Genomic DNA, 18,466 nt, shown 5'->3' with positions numbered 1-18,466 from the left:
GCCGTCCCAGGAGGTCCTTTGTGAATGCCGATTTCGCCGAGGCGATCGTCGCCGCGCCCGGCGCCGAGGCGGTCGCCGCGCTGCCGGTCCCGGAGTATTACCGGGCGGCCGTGCTGCTCGAAGACGACCAGCACATGTTCGACGGCATCCCGGTCGCCGACCGGGAGCCGGCCAAGGCCCTGCATCTGCGCGACGTGCCGACCCCGGAGCCGGGGCCCGGTGAGGCGCTGATCGCCGTGATGGCCAGCGCGGTCAACTACAACACCGTGTGGAGTGCGCTGTTCACCCCGGTGCCCACATTCAGCTTCCTGCGTCGATACGCCCGCACCGGTGGGCTCGCGGCCCGGCACGCCCAGCCGTACCACGTCATCGGATCGGACCTGGCCGGCATCGTGCTACGCACCGGCCCGGGCGTGCAGCGCTGGAACCCGGGCGACCGCGTCGTCGCTCACTGCCTCTCGGTGGAGCTGCAGCACCCGGACGGCCACGACGACAGCATGCTCGACCCGGAGCAGCGCATCTGGGGATACGAGACGAACTTCGGCGGGCTGGCCGACCTGGCGCTGGTGAAGGCGAACCAGCTCATGCCGAAGGCGGCACACCTGACGTGGGAGGAGGCCGCGTCGCCCGGCCTGGTGAACTCGACTGTCTACCGGCAGCTGGTGTCGAACCACGGAGCGGGCATGCGCCTCGGCGACAACGTGCTCATCTGGGGCGCGGCCGGCGGGCTCGGCTCGTTCGCCGTCCAGTACGCGCTGAGCAGCGGCGCCAACCCGATCTGCGTGGTCTCCAGCGCGGAGAAGGCCGAGGTGTGCCGGCGCGTGGGCGCGGAGGCGATCATCGACCGGGAGGCCGAGGGCTACCGCTTCTGGCGCGACGAGCTCACCCAGGACCCGCGCGAGTGGCGCCGGTTCGGCCAGCGAATCCGCGAGCTAACCGGCGGCGAGGACGCCGACATCGTCTTCGAGCACCCCGGGCGCGAGACGTTCGGCGCTTCCGTCTACGTCGCCCGCCGCGGCGGCACGATCGTCACGTGCGCCTCGACCAGCGGCTACGAGCACCAGTTCGACAATCGTCACCTGTGGATGAACCTCAAGCGGATCGTCGGCACACACTTCGCCAATTACCGCGAGGCATGGCAGGCCAACCGGCTCGTCATGCGTGGCCGCATCCACCCGACGCTGTCGCTGACCTACCCGCTCAACGAGGTCGGCCAGGCCGTTGACCACCTGCACCGCAACCGGCACCAGGGCAAGGTCGGCGTGCTGTGCCTGGCGCCGAACGAGGGCGGCGGCGTAGAGGACCCGCAGATGAGGGAGCGCCACCTGGCGGCGATCAATCGCTTCCGCCCGAAGGCCGGGTGGTCGGCGTGAACGGACCCGATCCACGCTGGGTCCAGCGTTACCACCCCGGGCCGGCGGCCGGCGTCACGCTGGTCTGCCTGCCGCACGCGGGCGGTTCGGCCAGCTTCTTCTACCCGGTCTCGGCGGCGCTGGCCGGCTCGATCGACGTCGTGGCCGTGCAGTACCCGGGGCGTCAGGATCGCCATGACGAGCCCCAGGTCAGCAGCATCTCCACCCTCGCCGCAGCCGTGGCCGAACAGGTGGCCGCCCTCGGCCCGCGACCCGTCGCGCTCTTCGGGCACAGCATGGGCGCACTCGTGGGCTATGAGACCGCGCTGCTTCTGGAGCGCACCGGCCAGGCGCCGGCGCACCTCTTCGCGTCCGGACGGCGGGCCCCGTCGACGGCCCGGCCGGAGGCGGTCCACCGGCTCGGCGACGACGCGCTCGTCGCCCACGTGCGGGAACTGGACGGCGACACCGGTGTGGCCGACGCGCTGGAGGATCCCGACGTGCGCGCCATGGCGCTGCCCGCGCTCCGAGCGGACTACCGCGCCGTTGAGACCTATCCGGTCGCTTCCGGTCCGCCGCTGCGCTGCCCGATCACCGTCTTCACCGGGCGCGACGACCCGGTGGTCACCGCTGCCGAGGCGGCCGCGTGGGGCGGTCACACCCTCGGCACCTTCGCGTGCCTGACCTTCCCGGGCCGCCACTTTTTCGTGACCACGCATCGCGACGCGATCCTGTCCGAGATCCAACGCCGCCTCACACTGGTGCCGAGCACGGTCGGCTGACAACGAGGCGCGCGATCGGGGTGCGCCGTAGTTCCGCGCCTTGACGCCACAGTCGCGGCCGCCACGGATGCGGTACGGACCGGTTCCTACCAACCGAGCGACGAGGCCACGACGCCCGGAATGGCCCTGCCGGGACCGTCCTGGCGGGGCCAACCGGAACCCGTCGTGGCCAGCCGATGCCCAGCTCAAGGCCCTCTACCAGCGTTGAGCGCCCTCTGCATGATGGCTCCAGGTACCAGGAACGGCCTGCGCATCGAGATCCTCGACGGGGTGTCCGTGCCGTACGTGGAGCTGACCCTCGCGATGATGCGTGAGTTCGGCGCCTCCGTGTCGCGCCAGGGTTCGCGGATCACCATCGCGCCGGGTACCTATCAGGCGCGGGAGTACGTCATCGAGCCGGATGCGTCCACCGCTTCGTACTTCTTCGCCGCGGCGGCGGTCACCGGCAACACCGTGACGGTGCTCGGCCTCGGCCGCCATTCGAGGCAGGGCGATCTCCGTTTCGCCACCGAGGTCCTCCCCGCGATGGGCTGCGATGTCACGGTCGCCGACGGACCGGTCCGGATCACCGACGTGGCGAACTGCCGGGTCAAGGAGTCCGACCGGATCGACGCAATGTCCTCGGCACTGGGCGCGTGTGGGATCGCCACCGGCACCGGGCCCGATTGGCTGGAGATCATCCCCGGCCTTCTCCGGGCGGCAACGGTAGGGACCCGGGCCGATCACCGCATCGCGATGAGCATGAGCGTGCTCGGTATCCGTACCCCGGGCATCCGTTTCGACGACCCGGCCTGCGTGAGCAAGACCTTCCCCGGCTTCTATTCGGCGTTCGCCGGCCTCCAGGAGGCCTGGCAGCGCGGCTGACCGGAGCCTCAGCCCACTGCTCAGGCATCCGGCTCCGACCCGGCCACGACGATCCGGTCGATCAGGGCGGAGACGTCCGCCGCGGACAGAATCATGCCGGGCGACACCGTCGTCCCGGTGCGCTGGGTGAGCTCGCGGGCCGCCGCGATCAGCGAATGCCCGCCCAAATCGAAGAAGTTGTCCGGGCGGACCGGCTGCCGGACCAGCTCACTCAGGAACTGCCGTACGACGCGGTCGGCCTCCACAGGGGACAGGCCCGCTCGAAGCACGGGAAGCTGCAATGCCCGGAACTCGGGGTCGGCCACCAGTTCCTCCGGGGTGCCTCCGAGCTGCGTGACCGCGCTCCACAACTCCTCGTCGTGGGCCAGGCGAAGCGGGCTGACCGGCGCGTTCGCCGCGGAACCTGGGAAAGCACGAGCAGCCCACGGCACGCGGCTGCCGCCGTGGCGCTGAGCTCCATCACGATCCGGTAGGCGAGCCAGGCGCCGTAGCACTGCCCGACGACGACAAGGCGCAGACTGCGCTGCGCGACCATGCTCCCGACGTGGTCGGCCCACGGCACTGGCCATGCCGGCAACGGTCCACGCAGGGTTCTCGCCCAACCCCCGTCCGCGCCCGGCCAGCGGGGCCGGTCCGCGCACAGGTTGACATTGGGGGCCAGCGCCAGCAGCGGCTCGACCGCCCACGCCTGAACGACCGGTCCGGCATACACCGGATGATCATACGGGACTGTCAGCCGCCTGGCTGCCGCCGCGCAAGTGCCGCACCACTTAAGTGGCGAGCCGATGGCGTAGGCGCTGGGGTGCAGGCGGCGCGAGAGGGTGTGGGCCCTTGAGATGCTCTGCCGCGATTTGCACATTCGACCAAGCCGCCGGATGCAGCGTCCGGTATCTCCCACCACGTGTACGAATCTGTAATGCCGCGAAAGGCCCGACCGCACCAGGTTAAGGAGGCTCAACTTCATGGCGTTAAGAAAAGTCTTGATCTCGGTCATTGGCGGAGTGGCGCTCGTGCTTTCCGTTGTGTCACCGGCGCAAGCCGCTGACACCGATCAACAGGTCGAGCAGGTGACATCGCATGCCAGCCTCAGCGAGAAATCCGAGAGGATGCTGGCTCAGCTGACGATGCAGAACGTCAAGACCGGCGCGACGATCCGCCCCTTCACCGACCCGCCCGGCGGCGGATGCCGGCTCCCCACTCATCTCCACACCATCGCCTCGTACACCAACCATGCCCTGACCTCGGTGGCCGCGGACTACGACGCCCAGGTCGTCTGTACGGCGACCGCGCCGGATCAGAACTGGGCAGCGATCCTCGTTACGGTACAGCTATGGAAAGATCTCCAGCTGAGGGACGAAGGAGCGACGCTGAACTGCGTAAACTGTCTAGTCTCTCCGGTCTCCAGGGACGTAAGTGGCTGCGCTGGAGTGATCTGCGCCGGCTCCTGGTATGGGGGGAATTTGTATGCCCTGAAGACGCCCGCCGGCTGGATATGGAACACTCCGCCGTCTGGATGCATCATTTTGCCGCCCGCACCATCCCGATGGATTGAGTGCACCGTCCTCACGGGCGTTATTTCCATTCCGGCCTCGAGTTAGCCCCAGCCTCGCGCTGGGAAGGGCTCGCCGGTCGTCCGGCGGGCCCTCCCGCAGCACACGGGGTTGTCGGCGGACCGGCCGTCCACCATTGCTCGGCCGCACCTGCCCTGGCTGTCCCCCATCACTGGGACATCGATATTCGCTGCGTTAGCCTGGTTTCGTACAACGAAAGGACGCGAACGTCGCCGCCTTGGAGTTTTGACGTGGACATACAGCGGTTAGCGCAGCTCGTGACCACCGCCCTGCTGACTGGGGTAACGTCCCCTGCGCCCGATCAACCGGCGGTCACCGAGGCGGTGCAGTCGTTGCGTGACGCGGTCGCCCGGCTCAGCGGCGACCCGTTCGCGCACACTCTGATGGCGAAGCTGCGTACCCTGCACGTCACCTCGGCGCAGGCCGAGCCGTGGCGGGTCCGCGTCCGCTTCATGGTCGATAGCTTGTCCGAGGCAGCCCTACTCGCGCTCGGACCGCAGGCGAAGGCAGCTTTGGTGCTCACTCAGCCGTCGGGAACGGCCGCAGACCGGTCCTTGGACGACGCCGTCACCGCCGAGTGGGAACAGACCGCGGCGGGCAGTGAGGAACTGCGCCATCTCCCCACCGAACTTGTGACGGCGGGGTCGGACGCCGCGTCACCACCGCGACCCGCGGATGCCAACGCCGTCACTCGTGTCGGCCTAGCGCTCTCCCAGCCCTCAGCTCGGCACGTTGCCGGGATCGTCGCCATCGAGGAGGGAATGACCGCCGACCTGGAGCGGCGCCAGGGAGCCGACCACCCCGATTCTCTGGCCGCCAGGGTCAGGCTAGCCCACCTCTATCGATGGGCGGGACGCGACAGCGACGCGATCGAGACCATGCAGCGGGTGGCCACCAGTCGTGAACGCCTGCTCGGCAGCGACCACGCCGACACCCTGGCCGCGAGATCGACGCTGCGGAGCTGGCAGGACTGCTGAGTCCTCGATCCACCGAGGTGGTCGGCGCTGGGCCGGTTCTAGAGGACGTTTCATTACTATGCGTACGGTGGAACCACCGCCTAATTGGCGGTTCAGGCTGCGGCCTCAGCGGCCCCGTGGCTTCTCCCGCGTCTGCTGCGCGCCAAGCTGCGGCGGCGTCGTGTCGTACATCAACGGCCGGCACCGGGTGCAGGCGATGCTCGACGCTGGCGTACGCCGCACTGTTATCGGCCGCTGGCACAAGCCCGGCGGCGACCGTTGATCGAGCCCGACGACGTGCGTCGACGAGGAGCAGATCGAGGCGGTTCGCTATCCCGGGTCGGGCCCCAGGTAGGAAAGATCCTCCGCCTGCTTGCCGTGCAGGTCATCCGATCTGCTCGCCCGGCCGGGGGGCGGAGCCGTCGCCGGGCACTCGGCGTCCAGATGCACAGTGAGGCCGTCGCCGAAGCGGCGCGGCACGGTTCGGCTGGTTCGGATGACGGTCAGCGCCGAGACGACGGCGGCCGCCGCGGCGTGCAGTTCGTCCACGTCGTCGGCGGCCAGGCGCGCCCGGATCACGACCCCGCTCCGGTGGAGGGCGGCTTCCTGGTCGGCTTCGGCCGGGTCTCCACCCGGCAGCAGAATCTTGAGCACAGATCCGCGCGACTACCGATACGCTGTGTTGCACGCGGCGGCGCCCGACTTCCCAGATCCCGGCGCAGCGCCTCGATCGCCCGCACGGTCTGGCTGGTCACCGTTCCGGGCGTGCAGCCCAGAACCTGCGCGGTCTGTTCCACGCTGAGGTCACCGAGGAAGCGCAGGGTCACGACGGCGCGCTGACGCGCCCCGAGCCGGCGCAGCGCCGGCAGCAGCCGCGCCCGGTCCTCCACGGCGGTGTTACGATCCGGTGCCGGCATGACATCGGTCATCCCGGGCAGCGCCACCTCGCGACTCCAATACGCGCGACGACGCTCGGTCAGGAAACTGCGCAGCACGACCCGGTGGGCATACGCACCCAACTCTGCGCGTCGATGCAGCCGGTCCCAGCGCTGGTGAATCTTCAAGAGCGCCACCTGCACGAGATCGTCAGCCTCGTGCCAGTCACCGCAGATGTCGTACGCCTGACGGCGCAACCAACGCCGGATCACCCGGGCGAATACCTCGAATTCCACCTCGTTCGGATCGCTGGACATGAGCCGTCCCCGCTTCCCTCTATGATCGGGCGCCCGATGCAGCACGCCCGGGCCGCCGAGTCGTGTACGCCTGTAAAGCTCATCGGCTTTGCGCGATGTCTAGCGCAACCGTGATTTGCATGGGCGGCCTTATCGGCGCAGTAGGAGACCCGACTTCGCTCCAGGGTGTCGGAGAGGCCAGCATGTCAGCCGCATTCATTAACTTCTATAGGTAGATCTACGTATTTGTCGTTTATGTAATGCATATCGGATGCTGCGCTGCGCCGCAGAGTCAACAGCACGAGGCTCCGGCAACTGTGCCCAACCGGCAGCCACGCACTTTCGCGGTCGCTGATCTTCGCTTTCTTCGCCGTACCCTGCTCGGCCGGCGTGCAGGGGCCGATCTGGTCCAGGTCGAGGTCGACCAGTTCCTCGCGGCGTAGCCGGCCCTTGAGGACCAACGTTCGGAGAAGTCCATCCGTTGGGTACGCCGATCCGCGACGTCGAAGGGGGTCCAGACCAGCCCTGGGCCAAAAGGCCGCGTTCACTCAGTTGGGAGAGGCGATCGACGCAGCCAACGCGAGCTGTCCCAGCTCTTGCTTGTGGTCAACAATGAACTGGGCGCCATCCGGCAGGAGTGGCTCGAGCGGTACCGGCTGTTCGACCGTCAGCTTGCGGAGACCGTCAGTCGCATCGACATTGAGAACAAGGGGGCCTCGTCGCGCTGAGGACTCGACTGGTCGAGCTACAGACGGAGAAGGCGAAGCTCGACGCACAGCGGGTCCAGCTCAACGACGAGCACCTGCCGAGCCTGGACAAGGCCATGGAGTATCGGGAGGAGCTGATCTCCGAGCTGCTGGAGGCACCCAAGGCACGACGGCGGCGGCGCGACGAACGGATCATGGCCGGCTTACCCGCGGTCTGCGCATCTGCCGTTCATCCCGCGCATCTGCAGCCAACACCTGTCGAGGTGAGGTTCGGAGATCGTGTCGCACGGCACCTGGCCGTAGGGCACGTTCGACGGTCGAGGAGCATTTGGTCCATAACCGGCCCATCAACGCCAAAGGGGTCCGCACTACCCCGACGACTCCCATGAGTGGCATCATCAGCGCGGAGCGTTATCGCGTTGATGAACGGGGAGCGAGGCGGATCCACCATTCGCGAATCCGGTGCCGTAGACCCAATAAGGCCAGGTCAACGCCGCAACGAGCAGCTCTGCACGTGGGACAAAGACATGGCCCACACATGACCCACAACGCAAAAGCGCTACAGAGGTTGAAAGGCTGAGGTTCGAGTCGTCACGGTGGCTCGGGGTCGAGGGTCATGCCGGTGCCGGCGAAGAAGCCAGCGAGGAGATCGGTTTGTTGCTGGCAGGCGCGTAGCCGACGTTTGACGAGGTCGGCGAGGTGGTCGACGCCGCGGGCGGCGGTGTTGGTCAGGCCGCGTTTCATCCACCGCCAGACGCCCTCGGCCGGGTTGAGGTCCGGGGCGTAGGCGGGTAACCGGATCACGGTCAGCCACCTCCGGGCCGTGATCAGTTCCCGGATCCGGACGCTGACGTGGGTGTTCAGGTTGTCCCAGATCAGCACGATCGGTGCCCGCAAGCGTTGGTGGGCCTGATCGAGGAAGGCGATGTAGTCGTCCTCGCTGAAACTGCCACGCTCACCTTTGCGGTTTCGGTGCAGCCTCGTGCGCCACATCAACCGGCCGCGGTGTCCGGGCTTGAGGCAGACCAGCCCGGCAATCGAGACCCGCCCGGAGCCCTTGCCGGAGACCTCGACCACGGGAGTGTGCCCGCGCCGGGCCCAGGTCTTGGCCACCGGCGGCCGCATCACCTGGCCCGCCTCGTCCTGGAAACAGATCCCCGCGCCCTGAGCCGCCGCTAACCTCTTACCGACGGCCACCGCCGGCGATGCCACGTAGCGATCGCCTGAGGGTCGCGTTCGATCGCCCGACGAGTGGGAACCTGCTGGCTGTAGCCGATGCGGTGCAGCAGATACGACACTCCGCGCAGCGTGTAGGTGATCTCGAAGCGACGCTCGATCAGCTCCGCGACCCTGGCGAGGGTCCAGCGGGCGTCGTCCCAGCCGTGCACGACCGGGCCGTCATCGAGCATCTCGATCAACTGTTTCTGCTGGTCGCCGGAGAGTTTGCAGTCCGAGCCGCCAGGGCCGGCCGACGCCAGAGCCGCCGTCCCGCCGGCCGTCCACCGTCGACGCCACTGGCGTACTGATTTCTCGGAAACTCGCAGCTCAGACGCAATCTGCGCGGTCGTTTGGGATTCGGCGAACATGGCCGCAGCCTGGATCCGAACCTTCTCACGCCGGACCCGGGCTGCCGCGTTCATGCCACCACCAGCCGGATACCTCATCCCTTCGGCCTACCGAACCCATCGAGATCTATCACGCCGCCACGCCGAGAACCTCAGCTATTCAACCTCTGTAGCGTTCTTCCTGGTCAAGCTTTACTTCTCGTCGCGCGCCCAAAGGGACTCGAACCCCTAACCTTCTGTTACCAACCGTCACGGCAAGTAGCTTGTCATTGGTCACCAAATCTAGTCGCTGACCAGCGAAGATGCGCCGCTCGCTCGATCGACACTTGTCGCTTCTAGTCGGTGCTTGGCGGGGGTTTCGGGGGGTAAGCGGGGGCATGGATCCGCCCCTGGCACGGATCCGGTTAATGCCGCCGACCCGGTCGGCGTAGAGCCCCTGCCGTCGGCAGGGGCTAAGGAACTGAATGCAGGCCAACGCGGCGGCGAACGGATCCTTGCCTGAGCCCTGCTACGGCGGATGACAGCCCGCCGGTGAACGAACCGGCCGAGGAGTCGACGGCGTAGAACCAGAGCAGGACGCCTCCTATTCGGGCATCAACCGCCACGGCTGCCCGGCGTCCGGTCCGTCGGGCTGGCGCAGGTAGTCACGGTCAAGTCGAGGACCTGCTAACCCAGCGTGCGGTCCGGGACGGCGGAGGGGCCGGTGAGGATCGCGCCGAGCGCGCCACTGCGCGCAGATGTCACGGCGGTACGCATCGAGCACCGCTGCCTTCGCCGCTTCAGCCTCGGCGGCGCGATCGTCGCCGCGCTCGATCTCGACACCTACGCGGCGGCGGGCCGCCTCCGTGGTGAGTAGGTCCCCATCTCCGACCACAGCGAGCATCTGCGCTGAACCCGTCCGGAGTCCAGGTGGCACGTCAGGTCGTACGCGACCAGGTGGGCCGCGGCCCAGTCGGACCGAGCCCTATCACGATGTCGAGATGCAGGACCATCAGAGGCACCGGCGGCTGCCCGAAGGCGTGGCTGGGATCGCTGCCCTGCACGCATTGGTTGGGCTATTCGCGGCTGAGGGCGAGGTCCGGCACAGCGGCGTCGGCGAAAGCGCTATTCGCTCGGCTCCTGACCAGAGACTGTGAAATTCGAGAAGGACGCAGCGAAGCCCTCGCGTTCCGGGGAGCAGCACATGACGCCCACCTGCACAGTGCTGGGAAGATTCAAGTAGCCGAGCCGGACCAGTTTCCACGACCCGTCGGTGTCTAGGCATTGCACTCGGAGTGCGGTTTCGTGCCTGGTCAGGCGGAGGCGAAGTGATCCTGCGTAGTGCGGCCACGGTGCCATCGACCAGTCCGAGAACCCGCGGGTGATCACGGTGCTGACGTGCGTGGTGCCGTCGACGTACTCTATTCCTGCCCGGAGCCAATTTCGCGCGTCGACTCGGAGCATCAGGCCCGAGTGGTCGTGCGCTTCTTGGTACTCGCCGGAGAGAGTCACTTCCATGATGAAGTTCCCGCTGACCTCTTGGCGGTAGAAGTGTCCGCTGTCGCGAGTAACGCCGTAGTACGTCTGTCGCCAGAAGTCTGTGTTTGCATCAGTGACCGCGCGGATGTTCCGTCCCTCGTCGGACCAAGTAGCAGGCTCGTTGAGCCACCGCCTTGCGGACATCGGCTTCCTCCTATCGGCAGCTATTCGGGCAGAGGTTTCCCGCCCTAATGGTGTGTGTTCGAGGGGTACTGTGCGGCGTGCCAGTCCTGGATAGGCTTCGACGTACTCTGTAGACGCCTCGCCTCGTCAAGGCCGGAAGACCTCGAACGACACGCCGTACTCGCAGCCCAGACGGGCTCCAGCCAGGCGGGCCAGCGTGGCCAGGAAACGTTCGGAGTCCGCCGAAGGCCAGCCGAGAGCTCCCAGGTATTCCTCGTGAGCGTGCAGTGAACGTACCCCCGTCTGGAAGGTGGTCGTCACGTCCACGCCGTGGGCTGACTGCGGCGAATTGACGGCCCAAACCTGTCGTACCTTGCCCCACGGACGCAGGCCCTCGTCCAATTGCTCGGTGAAGACCCAGCGGTTGCCGGCGTCGCGGACGGCGTCAAGCACGGAGCGCCCGGTTGCGATGTGATCCGCCTGGTTGAGGGTCGTGCCGTTCCATGTTTCGCGGAGGTTGTTGGTGATGACGATGTCCGGTTGATGTCTGCGGATGGCGGCGGCCAAGACACGGCGAAGTGCCACGCCATGTTCGAGTAAGCCGTCGGACTGGCCCAGAAACTCGATGGTCTGGACGCCGACAAGCGCTGCCGCGGCGCGCTGCTCCGCCTCGCGTACCTGTCGGGTGCGGGCAGGTTCCATGCTGCTGATTCCGGCCTCACCGCTCGTCACCAGACTGTAGATGACTTCTTTGCCTTGCTCGGTCCATCGGGCGACTGCCGCGCCGGCTCCGAACTCCAGATCATCGGGATGCGCGACGATGGCCAGAGCTCGCTGCCAGTCCTCCGGAAGTGGCTCCAGGCGGCCGTGATCGTTGGGCTGCGTCACTGCTTCCTCCATTAAGGTAGTCAACGCCGGCGTGATGGACGCGCCGTGAACGGGGCTGAATCCAGCGCCGGTGGCCTGCCACGACCTCGTCCAAGAGCTGGTCCGGTGGTTTGCCGACCCAGACGCCGGTCAGCCGTCGACGCCGGAGCGGGCATCGCCAGAACATCGCCTCTGTCTGCACGATGCCCGCCAGCGGCATCCCTACTTGGCGATCACCAGGTCCACGGCTTGGACCAGGTGATCCGAATTGCCCTCGGGGTCAAGACTCCGGAACTTGTCCACCGTGATGTCGTTGCGAATCAGGTACCAGTCGTTCCGCCACAGCATGGGAAGCTGACCCCCCACACGCCAAGTGGCTGGGTAGAGCCTCCCGCTGTACCGCGCCGCATCGCGTGTGACATCCAGAAGGCCGCGAATGTCCCCCATGGCCGGGCTCGTGTTGAAGTCGCCAGCCACGATCAGGGGATTGGGATTTGCCACCACGTCCTCGGTCAATGCCTCGAACTCCTCGTGCCGGATGACGTGCCGGCGCTCGATCTCCTTGTAGAAGTCACGCGTGAACCAATTCTGCTCAATGATGATCTGAATGGGCATGTGCACGTTGTAGGTCGAAAGCACCCGATCGCCTACCTTAACGTTCACCATCAACTCGTAGGGTGGCGGCGGAAGGGCGAGAGTGGAACTGGTGTCGGGATTGACGACCCTGTGGTCCATCACCGGCAGGCGAGTGAGCGTTAGAAGCGTTCCGGCCGTAAAAGCGCGATATTCCGGGAAGACCCTACCGACATCCGACAGATCCGTTACGGGTAGTGCCAGCTCTCCGACACGTGTCATATGCTCCTGCAGCAAATAGACATCGGCGTCCAGAGCGCGGAGATATTTGAGCATGGACTCCTTGTCGCGCGGATCCGATAGTGTTCCCTCCCGCAGCTGGCCCCAGTAATCGGTATTCATCTGCACGACGCGCACAGGATGGCCCTCTGCGGCCGGCGCATCGCGTGGGAGAAGGGCCGCGAAGTTGATGCCCGATGAAGGCACAGTGATGGTGAAGGAGACAACGGCAAGTGCCAGGACGGAAATCCGGAACCGCTTGAGAAGGGCCGCCGCGATCATCAGAAGCGCCGGAGCGACGGCGAACATGATCGGCGGCATCAGCCCCGGAAGCACCCAAAACCAGACCCTGCCCGTCAGCAGTTCCTGTAGGACCGCGAAGACGAGCCAGAGTATCGCCATCGCGAAGACGGAGGCAGACAGCCGCCTCCTCCAGCGGCCGGCAGGTCGCGGCTTCGACGACTTCCACCGGCCCACAGCTCGCGCCATCCGCGATCTCCAGGGATCGGCAGTGCGCACTTCCTCGGAGACAGCCATCAGAACACCACCTTGGCCAGGCCGAGGACGCCCTGCTTCCACGGCTCACGGCTGGTTTTCCCGGCCTTGACCACCGCCTGCTCCGAGGACTTCTGGCTCTGCCACCAGCGGAATGTACGAATGATCGTGTCCTGGTTGGAGTGCTTCGGCGCGAAGCCCAAGACCTTTTCGGCTCGCGCCGTGCTGACATAGGCATCGCGGCTGAGCTTGTAGATCAGGCGCTTGTAGACGGGTGACACGCCCAGCATCTCCAGTGCGCGCAGTGCTCCGATAGCAGGCTTCGCCGGAAGGGAAATGACTCTTTTACCGTGACCCGCGGCATCCAGTACGGCCTGGAAATCGTCGTGCAACGTGGTGAACTCGGTCGCGGCCACGTTGAACTCGGAGTTCACCGACGCATCCGGCAGACGGAGGACCGTACTCACTACCTCGACAAGATCATCGACGTCCAGCATCTGGCTGCGGAAGTGACCACCGCCCATCAGCGGGAAGTGGTGGCCTTCGTCGGCCCACTCGAAGAGCATCGAGAAGATACCGAGCCGGTGCGGCCCGAGGAACGTCTTGGGGCGCAGAATGGGAATACACATGCCCTTGTCGCGGTAGTCTTCGCAGATCAACTCGGCGTCGATCTTGGCGCAGTTGTAAGGGTCGACGCGTTCGCGCGGATAATCCTCGGTCGTCGGGACGACATCCGGCAGACCGTAGACCGCCGATGACGAGACGTGAACGACTCGCTCGATACGCGCGGCGTGACAAGCGGCCAGCACCGTTCTCGTGCCCTCGACCGAGATCGAACGGATCTGCTGCGGCTTGTAGCTCGGCAGGGCGGCGGCGGCGTGGACCACCATGTCGGCCCCGGAGATCGCGGAGCGGACGATGTCCGCGTCGCGGATGTCTCCGATGATCTGCTGGTAGTTCGTATACTCGGGAACGAACGTCAAATCAAGACTCGTGACGCGGTGGCCTTCCTTGACCAGGCGCTGGATGAGATTACGGCCCAGAACGCCCGCGCCACCCGTAATAGCAATATGCATTCCTGTGTTTCCTTCGGTCTACTTCGTATCGCCGGAGCCCGCGCGTGCCCGCTGCCCGGCCGGGAGGATAGGCGGAGAGTGATGCAGGCTCTAGGCCTTCATCAGGCGCGAGAACAGGCTCTCGTATCGGTCGATGCAGCCTTCCGCGCCGTAGAGGTCGCGAGCCAGCTGTGCGAGGCGGTGCTTCTCGTCCGCGGGGAAGTCGCGCAACTCGACGAGAGCCGTCGCGATCGCATGCACGTCCCTGGGTCTGGTCAGGCGTCCGAATCCGGTCTGCTGGATGGGTACCCGGCCACCGGGCAGGTCGGAGCCGACGACCGGCAGACCGCACATCATGGCCTCTGCCTGGACGATGCCGAAGGACTCGGCCACCGATGTCAGGGCGAAGGTGTCGATGGAAGCGTAGAAGTCTCTGGTTCCGGCGCGGTCGAGGAGGCCCAGGAAGACGACGCGGTCATCGCCGGCGATCAGGCGGCGCAGTTCCCCGATATTGCTGCCGCCGGCAACGGTGTCGTACTCGCCGGCAAGGAGGAGGCGATCGTGCGAACCGGCGACGCGCAGGAAAGCCTGGATGAGGTACTCGATACCCTTGTCCGGCACGATGCGCCCCATGAATCCCACGTGGTGACCGGGCCCGCTGCGGTAGGTCGGAGCGCCGCCGCGCGGGTCGAGACAAGGGGCGGGAATGGCGGACCACTCACCCCTGGCGATATCCGGCCACACGTTGGAGTGGCGTGCCTGATCCTCGCTGTTGACGACTACGTGGGTGGAATGACGTATGGCGCTCCGTACGGACATGTTGACGCCCTGGATCTGGATGCGATTCATCAACGACGGCTTGAGCCACAGGTCGATGTGGTGGGTCGACACGACGGGTGTGTCCCGCACCAGCCACGTAATCGGGGCGGACTCCAGCATCGGCAGGTGCAGATGCAGGATCTTGGATCTGGCCGCTATCCGCCGTACCAGGGGCACGAAGCCTGGACTGACCGGGCCGCGCCCGATCCGGAACATGATGGGTGCGCGAAAGACATGCACTCCCTCGAGCACTTCGTGACGCGGGATCGACGCCTCGTGTTGGGTGGTCACGACTGCCACGCGCCAGCCACGCTTGGCCAGGCCCTCGGCGACGATGCGGGCGGTTTCGGTCAAGCCCGAGACGTACGGAGCGTAGTAGTTCAGCACGACCGTTACGTCGAAGTCCTCGGACGTCATGACGTGTTCCTTTCGAGGTGCAGCGTGGACCGCGTGAGACGTAGAACCAGGGCGGACAGGCTCGCGCCGATCACGTCTCCCGCCACGATCAGTGCGCGGCTGAGCAGCGCCAGCATTGCGGCATCTGCCGGTGCCAGTTGTGTGGCGAGTATGAATAGGAGAGCTCCATCGCGGACCCCGACCGCGCCCGGTAGCACCGCGAAAGCGAGGCCGAAGATCGTGGACAGCGCATAGGCGGAAATGAGGAAGACAGCGCCGCCTCCCGTATCGCCGCCGAGGACGGCCAGATGCACTCCGGTCAACCCCGCTGCCCCGGCCAGCAGAAGTGTGGCCTGAGCGAAAGGTAGAGGCGGAGGCAGCCCGGCCCTCGTCCAGAGCTTCAAGACGATGGGCCGGCGCCGCGCCCGGTAACCGAGGATTAGGACCAGGCCGACCAGAAGGCACCCGGCTACGATCCAGCGCTTATCGCTCCCGTCCTCCGCGAGGGCGAAGGCCGCCGGCAGACCCAACAGGCCTGCGGACAGACAACCGGCGAGGGCGGCTCCCACGAAGATCTGCACCAGCATGGCGGGACTGGAGCCGTGCCTGCCCAACAGCCGTTGCTGGACCACGAAGGTCAGAACTCCACCCGGTGTGTATTTTCCGACTGCTGAGCGCAGATACACGAGGATCCCTTGTAGCGGGGTCACGCCGGGTAGTCTCCGAGCACAGAGCCGCTGCCAAGCCCAGGCCCCCGGCAGCAGACCGATGACAATCGTCGCCATCGCAGCCAGGATCGTCTGCGTCTCGAACTCTGCGGCAGCCTGGCGGATCGCCGTTCGGTACTCGAAGAAATACATTCCGATGCAGATGAGCGCCACTATGTTCAGGGCCCACCTGAGAACCGTCAGTACGTTTTTCAGCCGCGGACCGGTGGTCAGGCGGATCACGTCACCCCACCCACTGCACATCGGCCAGTTCGGCCAAGCGCAGTGCGATCAGGGCGACCGCCCACAGCACGGCCGTGCCGACGATGGGCCGGTCCCGGACGAGCAGGCGGGCCGGCTCCGCACCGCCGCCGACAACGAAGACCACCTGCAGATAGCGGAAGATCAGCAGCACTGCGAACGGGGCCGAGAACATCATGGCGGCCCGCCCGTACTCCGAGGCCAGATCGCTGTGGAAGAGCGTCATCGTGGCCATGAGAACGATCCCGGAGTTCAGCAGGATGAGGTGGTCCAAGAGCTGGACCGAGTATGCACCGAGCGCAGGACGATGACCGTCGTCGCTGGTCTGGAGCATCTCGTGCCGGCGCTTCCCGAGGCTGAGCAGCAGGCTGCCGGTGAAGACGGTCAATGCCAGCCAGCCCGAGAGGGAGAACCCGAGAACGACACATCCTGCGACTGCGCGGAGAACGAATCCGCACGACACAATCAGCACGTCGAGGAGGGGGACGTTCTTGAGGCCACACGAGTAAGCGACGTTGAGCACCAGGTAGATGTATGCCGGCCAGGCGGCTCGCGTGGGGCCGGCAAGCGTGAGTACCAGCAGTGCGGCGGCGAGTGCCATCGCCAGGACGATCGCCTCCGCCGGGGACACTTCTCCCGAGGCGATCGGTCGGTGCCGCTTGACCGGGTGCGCCTGGTCGCGACGCCGATCTGCGTAGTCGTTGAGCACGTAGACCATCGCGGACGCGAGGATGAACAGGCAGGTGATCCAGGCCAGCCGGAGGTATCCGGCCAACGGAAGCACCGGGTCGGACAGCAGAGCCAACGGAACGGCGATCAGATTCTTCGACCACTGACCTGGCCGGATGAGCGCCAGCAGGGCTCGCCAGTGCGGGCGGTGTGCAGTGTCGGGAACAAGGGCGTCGGTAGCTGGCATGGAGGTATGAGTGATCATTTTGGATTACCCCCGTGACTTTGACGAACAGAGACCGGCGATGCCGGATCGATTTTTACTACGTGGCGCTTACGCCGGATTCGGCCGGGCCGAGCCGAAATCAGATTGGGTCAGCGTTCATTCCATCCCGAGATTTCCGTGAGGAACGTGTAGGGATAATCGGGAGTCACCGGCTCACTGACCTTGTCGAGAATCTCCGTGGCGGCGGGATCGAGGTGGAGGTTCGCAGCCTGGAGACTGGTGCGGAGCTGGTCAGCTGTGCGGGCGCCGACCAGGGCAGCGGTGATGCCCGGCCGGTCCATGACCCATGCCAGCGCGGCGTGCGTCGAGGTGAGGCCGTGCTGGGCCGCGACCTCGGCGAGCGTCTCGACGATGCGCCAGTTTCGCTCGGTGCCCCGCCGGGAGAACGCCTCCAGACCCCGGTTCGGGTCGTCGCCCAGCCGGCTGCCCGACGGCGCGCCGGCGTCGCGGCGGTACTTGCCGGTCAGCCAGCCCGCCGCCAGAGGGCCCCATACCATGGTGCCCATATTGAGCGCCTGGACGGCCGGCAGCTGCTCCCACTCGGGCTCTCGCACGAGCAGGCTGTACTGCGGCTGAAGCGATACCGGTGCGGCACCCCCGGACCGCAGCATCTCCGCATGCAACAATGCCGTCTGCCAACCAGCGAAGTTGCTGACTCCGACGTGGGCCACCTTGCCTGCCGCAGTGGCCTCGACGGCGAATTCGGCGAACTCCTCCAGGGGGACCCGGGGGTCGGGCCCGTGCGCCTGGTAGATGTCGATGCGTTCGACGCCGAGCCGCCGCAGGCTGGCATCCAGCGCCCGGTGCAGATATGCCCGGCTCAGACCCGCACCCGGCTGGCCGGTCACCGGGAATCGACCCTTGGAAGCGATCACCAGGTCCTTGCGGTGCTCCGGGCGATCCCGCATCCAGCGGCCCAGGATCTCCTCGCTGCGGCCGTCGACGTAGACGTCGGCGTTGTCGATCAGCGTGCCGCCCGCTTCGACGAAGGCGTCGAGAATCGCATATGCCGCGCCCTCGTCGGCCTCCTGCCCGAACGTCATGCAGCCCAGCGCCAGCCGCGACACCATCGGTCCGTCAGCACCAAGTTTGCGTAGTTCCATCGTTACATCACCTTCGCTTGAGTGAGAGCCTGTTGATTCGCGCAGATCTATTGCCGCCAGGAACTGCAGCGACCTACCTCGCGGGCCGGAGGATGCGACGGATCCAGAGCCGCAGACCGCTCGGTTCCCGAGAGGCGGCACCGGAGCGCTTCTTCGGTACGCTCTGGTCCGTGACGATCGGCGCTGTCGGAGAGGCGGAGTCGACGTGCTGACGAGTGACCTGCATCGCACGGACGGCGGCGGCGGGGTCGAAGTGCATCAGTACCTCTCGAGTGCTCGTAGAGCCACGGACCGATGGGGACGGTGCCCGCCGTCAGCCTTGGCGGGGCTCACAACGCCGATCAGG

At 66.5% G+C, this 18,466-nt stretch carries 20 protein-coding genes; 5 read left to right on the top strand and 15 right to left on the bottom strand.

Annotated elements, in window-relative coordinates; all coding sequences use genetic code 11:
- Window positions 1-20: 20 nt before the first annotated feature.
- From ccrA to EDD30_RS20615, 3 genes are all read left to right on the top strand, one after another.
- Complete coding sequence (gene ccrA / locus EDD30_RS20625) at window positions 21-1,373, top strand: crotonyl-CoA carboxylase/reductase (RefSeq protein WP_123678389.1); 1,353 nt, start codon at window positions 21-23, stop codon at window positions 1,371-1,373.
- The gene (locus EDD30_RS20620) at window positions 1,370-2,134 is read left to right on the top strand and encodes a thioesterase II family protein (protein WP_244945332.1); all 765 of its coding nucleotides are present in this window, start codon (window positions 1,370-1,372) and stop codon (window positions 2,132-2,134) included. The genes ccrA and EDD30_RS20620 overlap by 4 nt, the downstream gene beginning before the upstream one ends.
- 120 nt (window positions 2,135-2,254) lie before the next feature.
- Window positions 2,255-2,998, top strand: a complete 744-nt coding sequence (locus EDD30_RS20615; protein ID WP_123678387.1) for a 3-phosphoshikimate 1-carboxyvinyltransferase — start codon at window positions 2,255-2,257, stop codon at window positions 2,996-2,998.
- Between the two features lie 20 nt (window positions 2,999-3,018).
- Here EDD30_RS20615 and EDD30_RS20610 read toward each other — a convergent pair whose 3' ends face one another.
- Entirely contained in the window at window positions 3,019-3,429 is a 411-nt protein-coding gene (locus tag EDD30_RS20610) for a phosphopantetheine-binding protein (RefSeq protein WP_148088148.1), read from the bottom strand.
- Window positions 3,430-3,960: 531 nt separating this feature from the next.
- On the opposite strand from EDD30_RS20610, the gene EDD30_RS20605 reads away from it, so the two are divergent.
- Together EDD30_RS20605 and EDD30_RS20600 are read left to right on the top strand one after the other, a co-directional pair.
- Window positions 3,961-4,596, top strand: coding sequence for a hypothetical protein (locus tag EDD30_RS20605; protein WP_123678385.1), 636 nt, complete (start codon window positions 3,961-3,963; stop codon window positions 4,594-4,596).
- A 203-nt stretch (window positions 4,597-4,799) separates the two neighbouring features.
- A complete protein-coding gene (locus EDD30_RS20600) occupies window positions 4,800-5,546 on the top strand; it encodes a tetratricopeptide repeat protein (RefSeq protein ID WP_123678384.1) in 747 nt (248 codons plus the stop codon).
- A gap of 309 nt (window positions 5,547-5,855) precedes the next feature.
- Here EDD30_RS20600 and EDD30_RS20595 read toward each other — a convergent pair whose 3' ends face one another.
- From EDD30_RS20595 to EDD30_RS20535, 14 genes are all read right to left on the bottom strand, one after another.
- Complete coding sequence (locus EDD30_RS20595) at window positions 5,856-6,104, bottom strand: hypothetical protein (protein ID WP_123678383.1); 249 nt, start codon at window positions 6,102-6,104, stop codon at window positions 5,856-5,858.
- Window positions 6,101-6,718: a SigE family RNA polymerase sigma factor gene (locus EDD30_RS20590; RefSeq protein WP_123678382.1), complete on the bottom strand. Its 618-nt coding sequence runs from the start codon at window positions 6,716-6,718 to the stop codon at window positions 6,101-6,103. Before EDD30_RS20590 ends, EDD30_RS20595 begins: the two co-directional genes overlap by 4 nt.
- Window positions 6,719-6,903: 185 nt before the next feature.
- Window positions 6,904-7,158, bottom strand: coding sequence for a hypothetical protein (locus tag EDD30_RS38375; protein WP_148088147.1), 255 nt, complete (start codon window positions 7,156-7,158; stop codon window positions 6,904-6,906).
- A gap of 837 nt (window positions 7,159-7,995) precedes the next feature.
- The gene (locus EDD30_RS20585; RefSeq protein WP_244945325.1) at window positions 7,996-8,616 is read right to left on the bottom strand and encodes a transposase; all 621 of its coding nucleotides are present in this window, start codon (window positions 8,614-8,616) and stop codon (window positions 7,996-7,998) included.
- On the bottom strand, window positions 8,580-9,044 hold the full coding sequence (locus tag EDD30_RS20580; protein ID WP_280526127.1) for a winged helix-turn-helix domain-containing protein: 465 nt from the start codon (window positions 9,042-9,044) through the stop codon (window positions 8,580-8,582). The genes EDD30_RS20585 and EDD30_RS20580 overlap by 37 nt, the downstream gene beginning before the upstream one ends.
- A 508-nt stretch (window positions 9,045-9,552) precedes the next feature.
- Window positions 9,553-9,852: a hypothetical protein gene (locus EDD30_RS42250; RefSeq protein ID WP_483400367.1), complete on the bottom strand. Its 300-nt coding sequence runs from the start codon at window positions 9,850-9,852 to the stop codon at window positions 9,553-9,555.
- Between the two features lie 221 nt (window positions 9,853-10,073).
- On the bottom strand, window positions 10,074-10,631 hold the full coding sequence (locus EDD30_RS20570; protein ID WP_071808767.1) for a DUF1349 domain-containing protein: 558 nt from the start codon (window positions 10,629-10,631) through the stop codon (window positions 10,074-10,076).
- 126 nt (window positions 10,632-10,757) lie between these two features.
- The gene (locus EDD30_RS20565) at window positions 10,758-11,498 is read right to left on the bottom strand and encodes a PIG-L deacetylase family protein (RefSeq protein WP_071808768.1); all 741 of its coding nucleotides are present in this window, start codon (window positions 11,496-11,498) and stop codon (window positions 10,758-10,760) included.
- Between the two features lie 201 nt (window positions 11,499-11,699).
- A complete protein-coding gene (locus tag EDD30_RS20560; RefSeq protein ID WP_143162983.1) occupies window positions 11,700-12,866 on the bottom strand; it encodes an endonuclease/exonuclease/phosphatase family protein in 1,167 nt (388 codons plus the stop codon).
- A complete protein-coding gene (locus EDD30_RS20555) occupies window positions 12,866-13,900 on the bottom strand; it encodes an NAD-dependent epimerase/dehydratase family protein (RefSeq protein ID WP_071808770.1) in 1,035 nt (344 codons plus the stop codon). The genes EDD30_RS20560 and EDD30_RS20555 overlap by 1 nt, the downstream gene beginning before the upstream one ends.
- Before the next feature lie 90 nt (window positions 13,901-13,990).
- Window positions 13,991-15,115: a glycosyltransferase family 4 protein gene (locus EDD30_RS20550; protein ID WP_071808771.1), complete on the bottom strand. Its 1,125-nt coding sequence runs from the start codon at window positions 15,113-15,115 to the stop codon at window positions 13,991-13,993.
- Window positions 15,112-16,044, bottom strand: coding sequence for a hypothetical protein (locus tag EDD30_RS20545; RefSeq protein WP_071808772.1), 933 nt, complete (start codon window positions 16,042-16,044; stop codon window positions 15,112-15,114). The genes EDD30_RS20550 and EDD30_RS20545 overlap by 4 nt, the downstream gene beginning before the upstream one ends.
- 1 nt (window position 16,045) lies before the next feature.
- Window positions 16,046-16,978 carry a UbiA prenyltransferase family protein gene (locus EDD30_RS20540; RefSeq protein WP_170047641.1) on the bottom strand — a complete coding sequence of 311 codons (933 nt, stop codon included), beginning with the start codon at window positions 16,976-16,978 and terminating at the stop codon, window positions 16,046-16,048.
- A gap of 128 nt (window positions 16,979-17,106) precedes the next feature.
- Window positions 17,107-18,087, bottom strand: a complete 981-nt coding sequence (locus tag EDD30_RS20535) for an aldo/keto reductase (RefSeq protein WP_280526163.1) — start codon at window positions 18,085-18,087, stop codon at window positions 17,107-17,109.
- Window positions 18,088-18,466: the final 379 nt, after the last annotated feature.

The organism is Couchioplanes caeruleus (genome assembly GCF_003751945.1).
Classification (GTDB): Bacteria; Actinomycetota; Actinomycetes; order Mycobacteriales; family Micromonosporaceae; genus Actinoplanes; species Actinoplanes caeruleus.
Note: the sequence above shows the minus strand (reverse complement) of the source record. Positions and strands in the feature narration are given on the sequence as shown.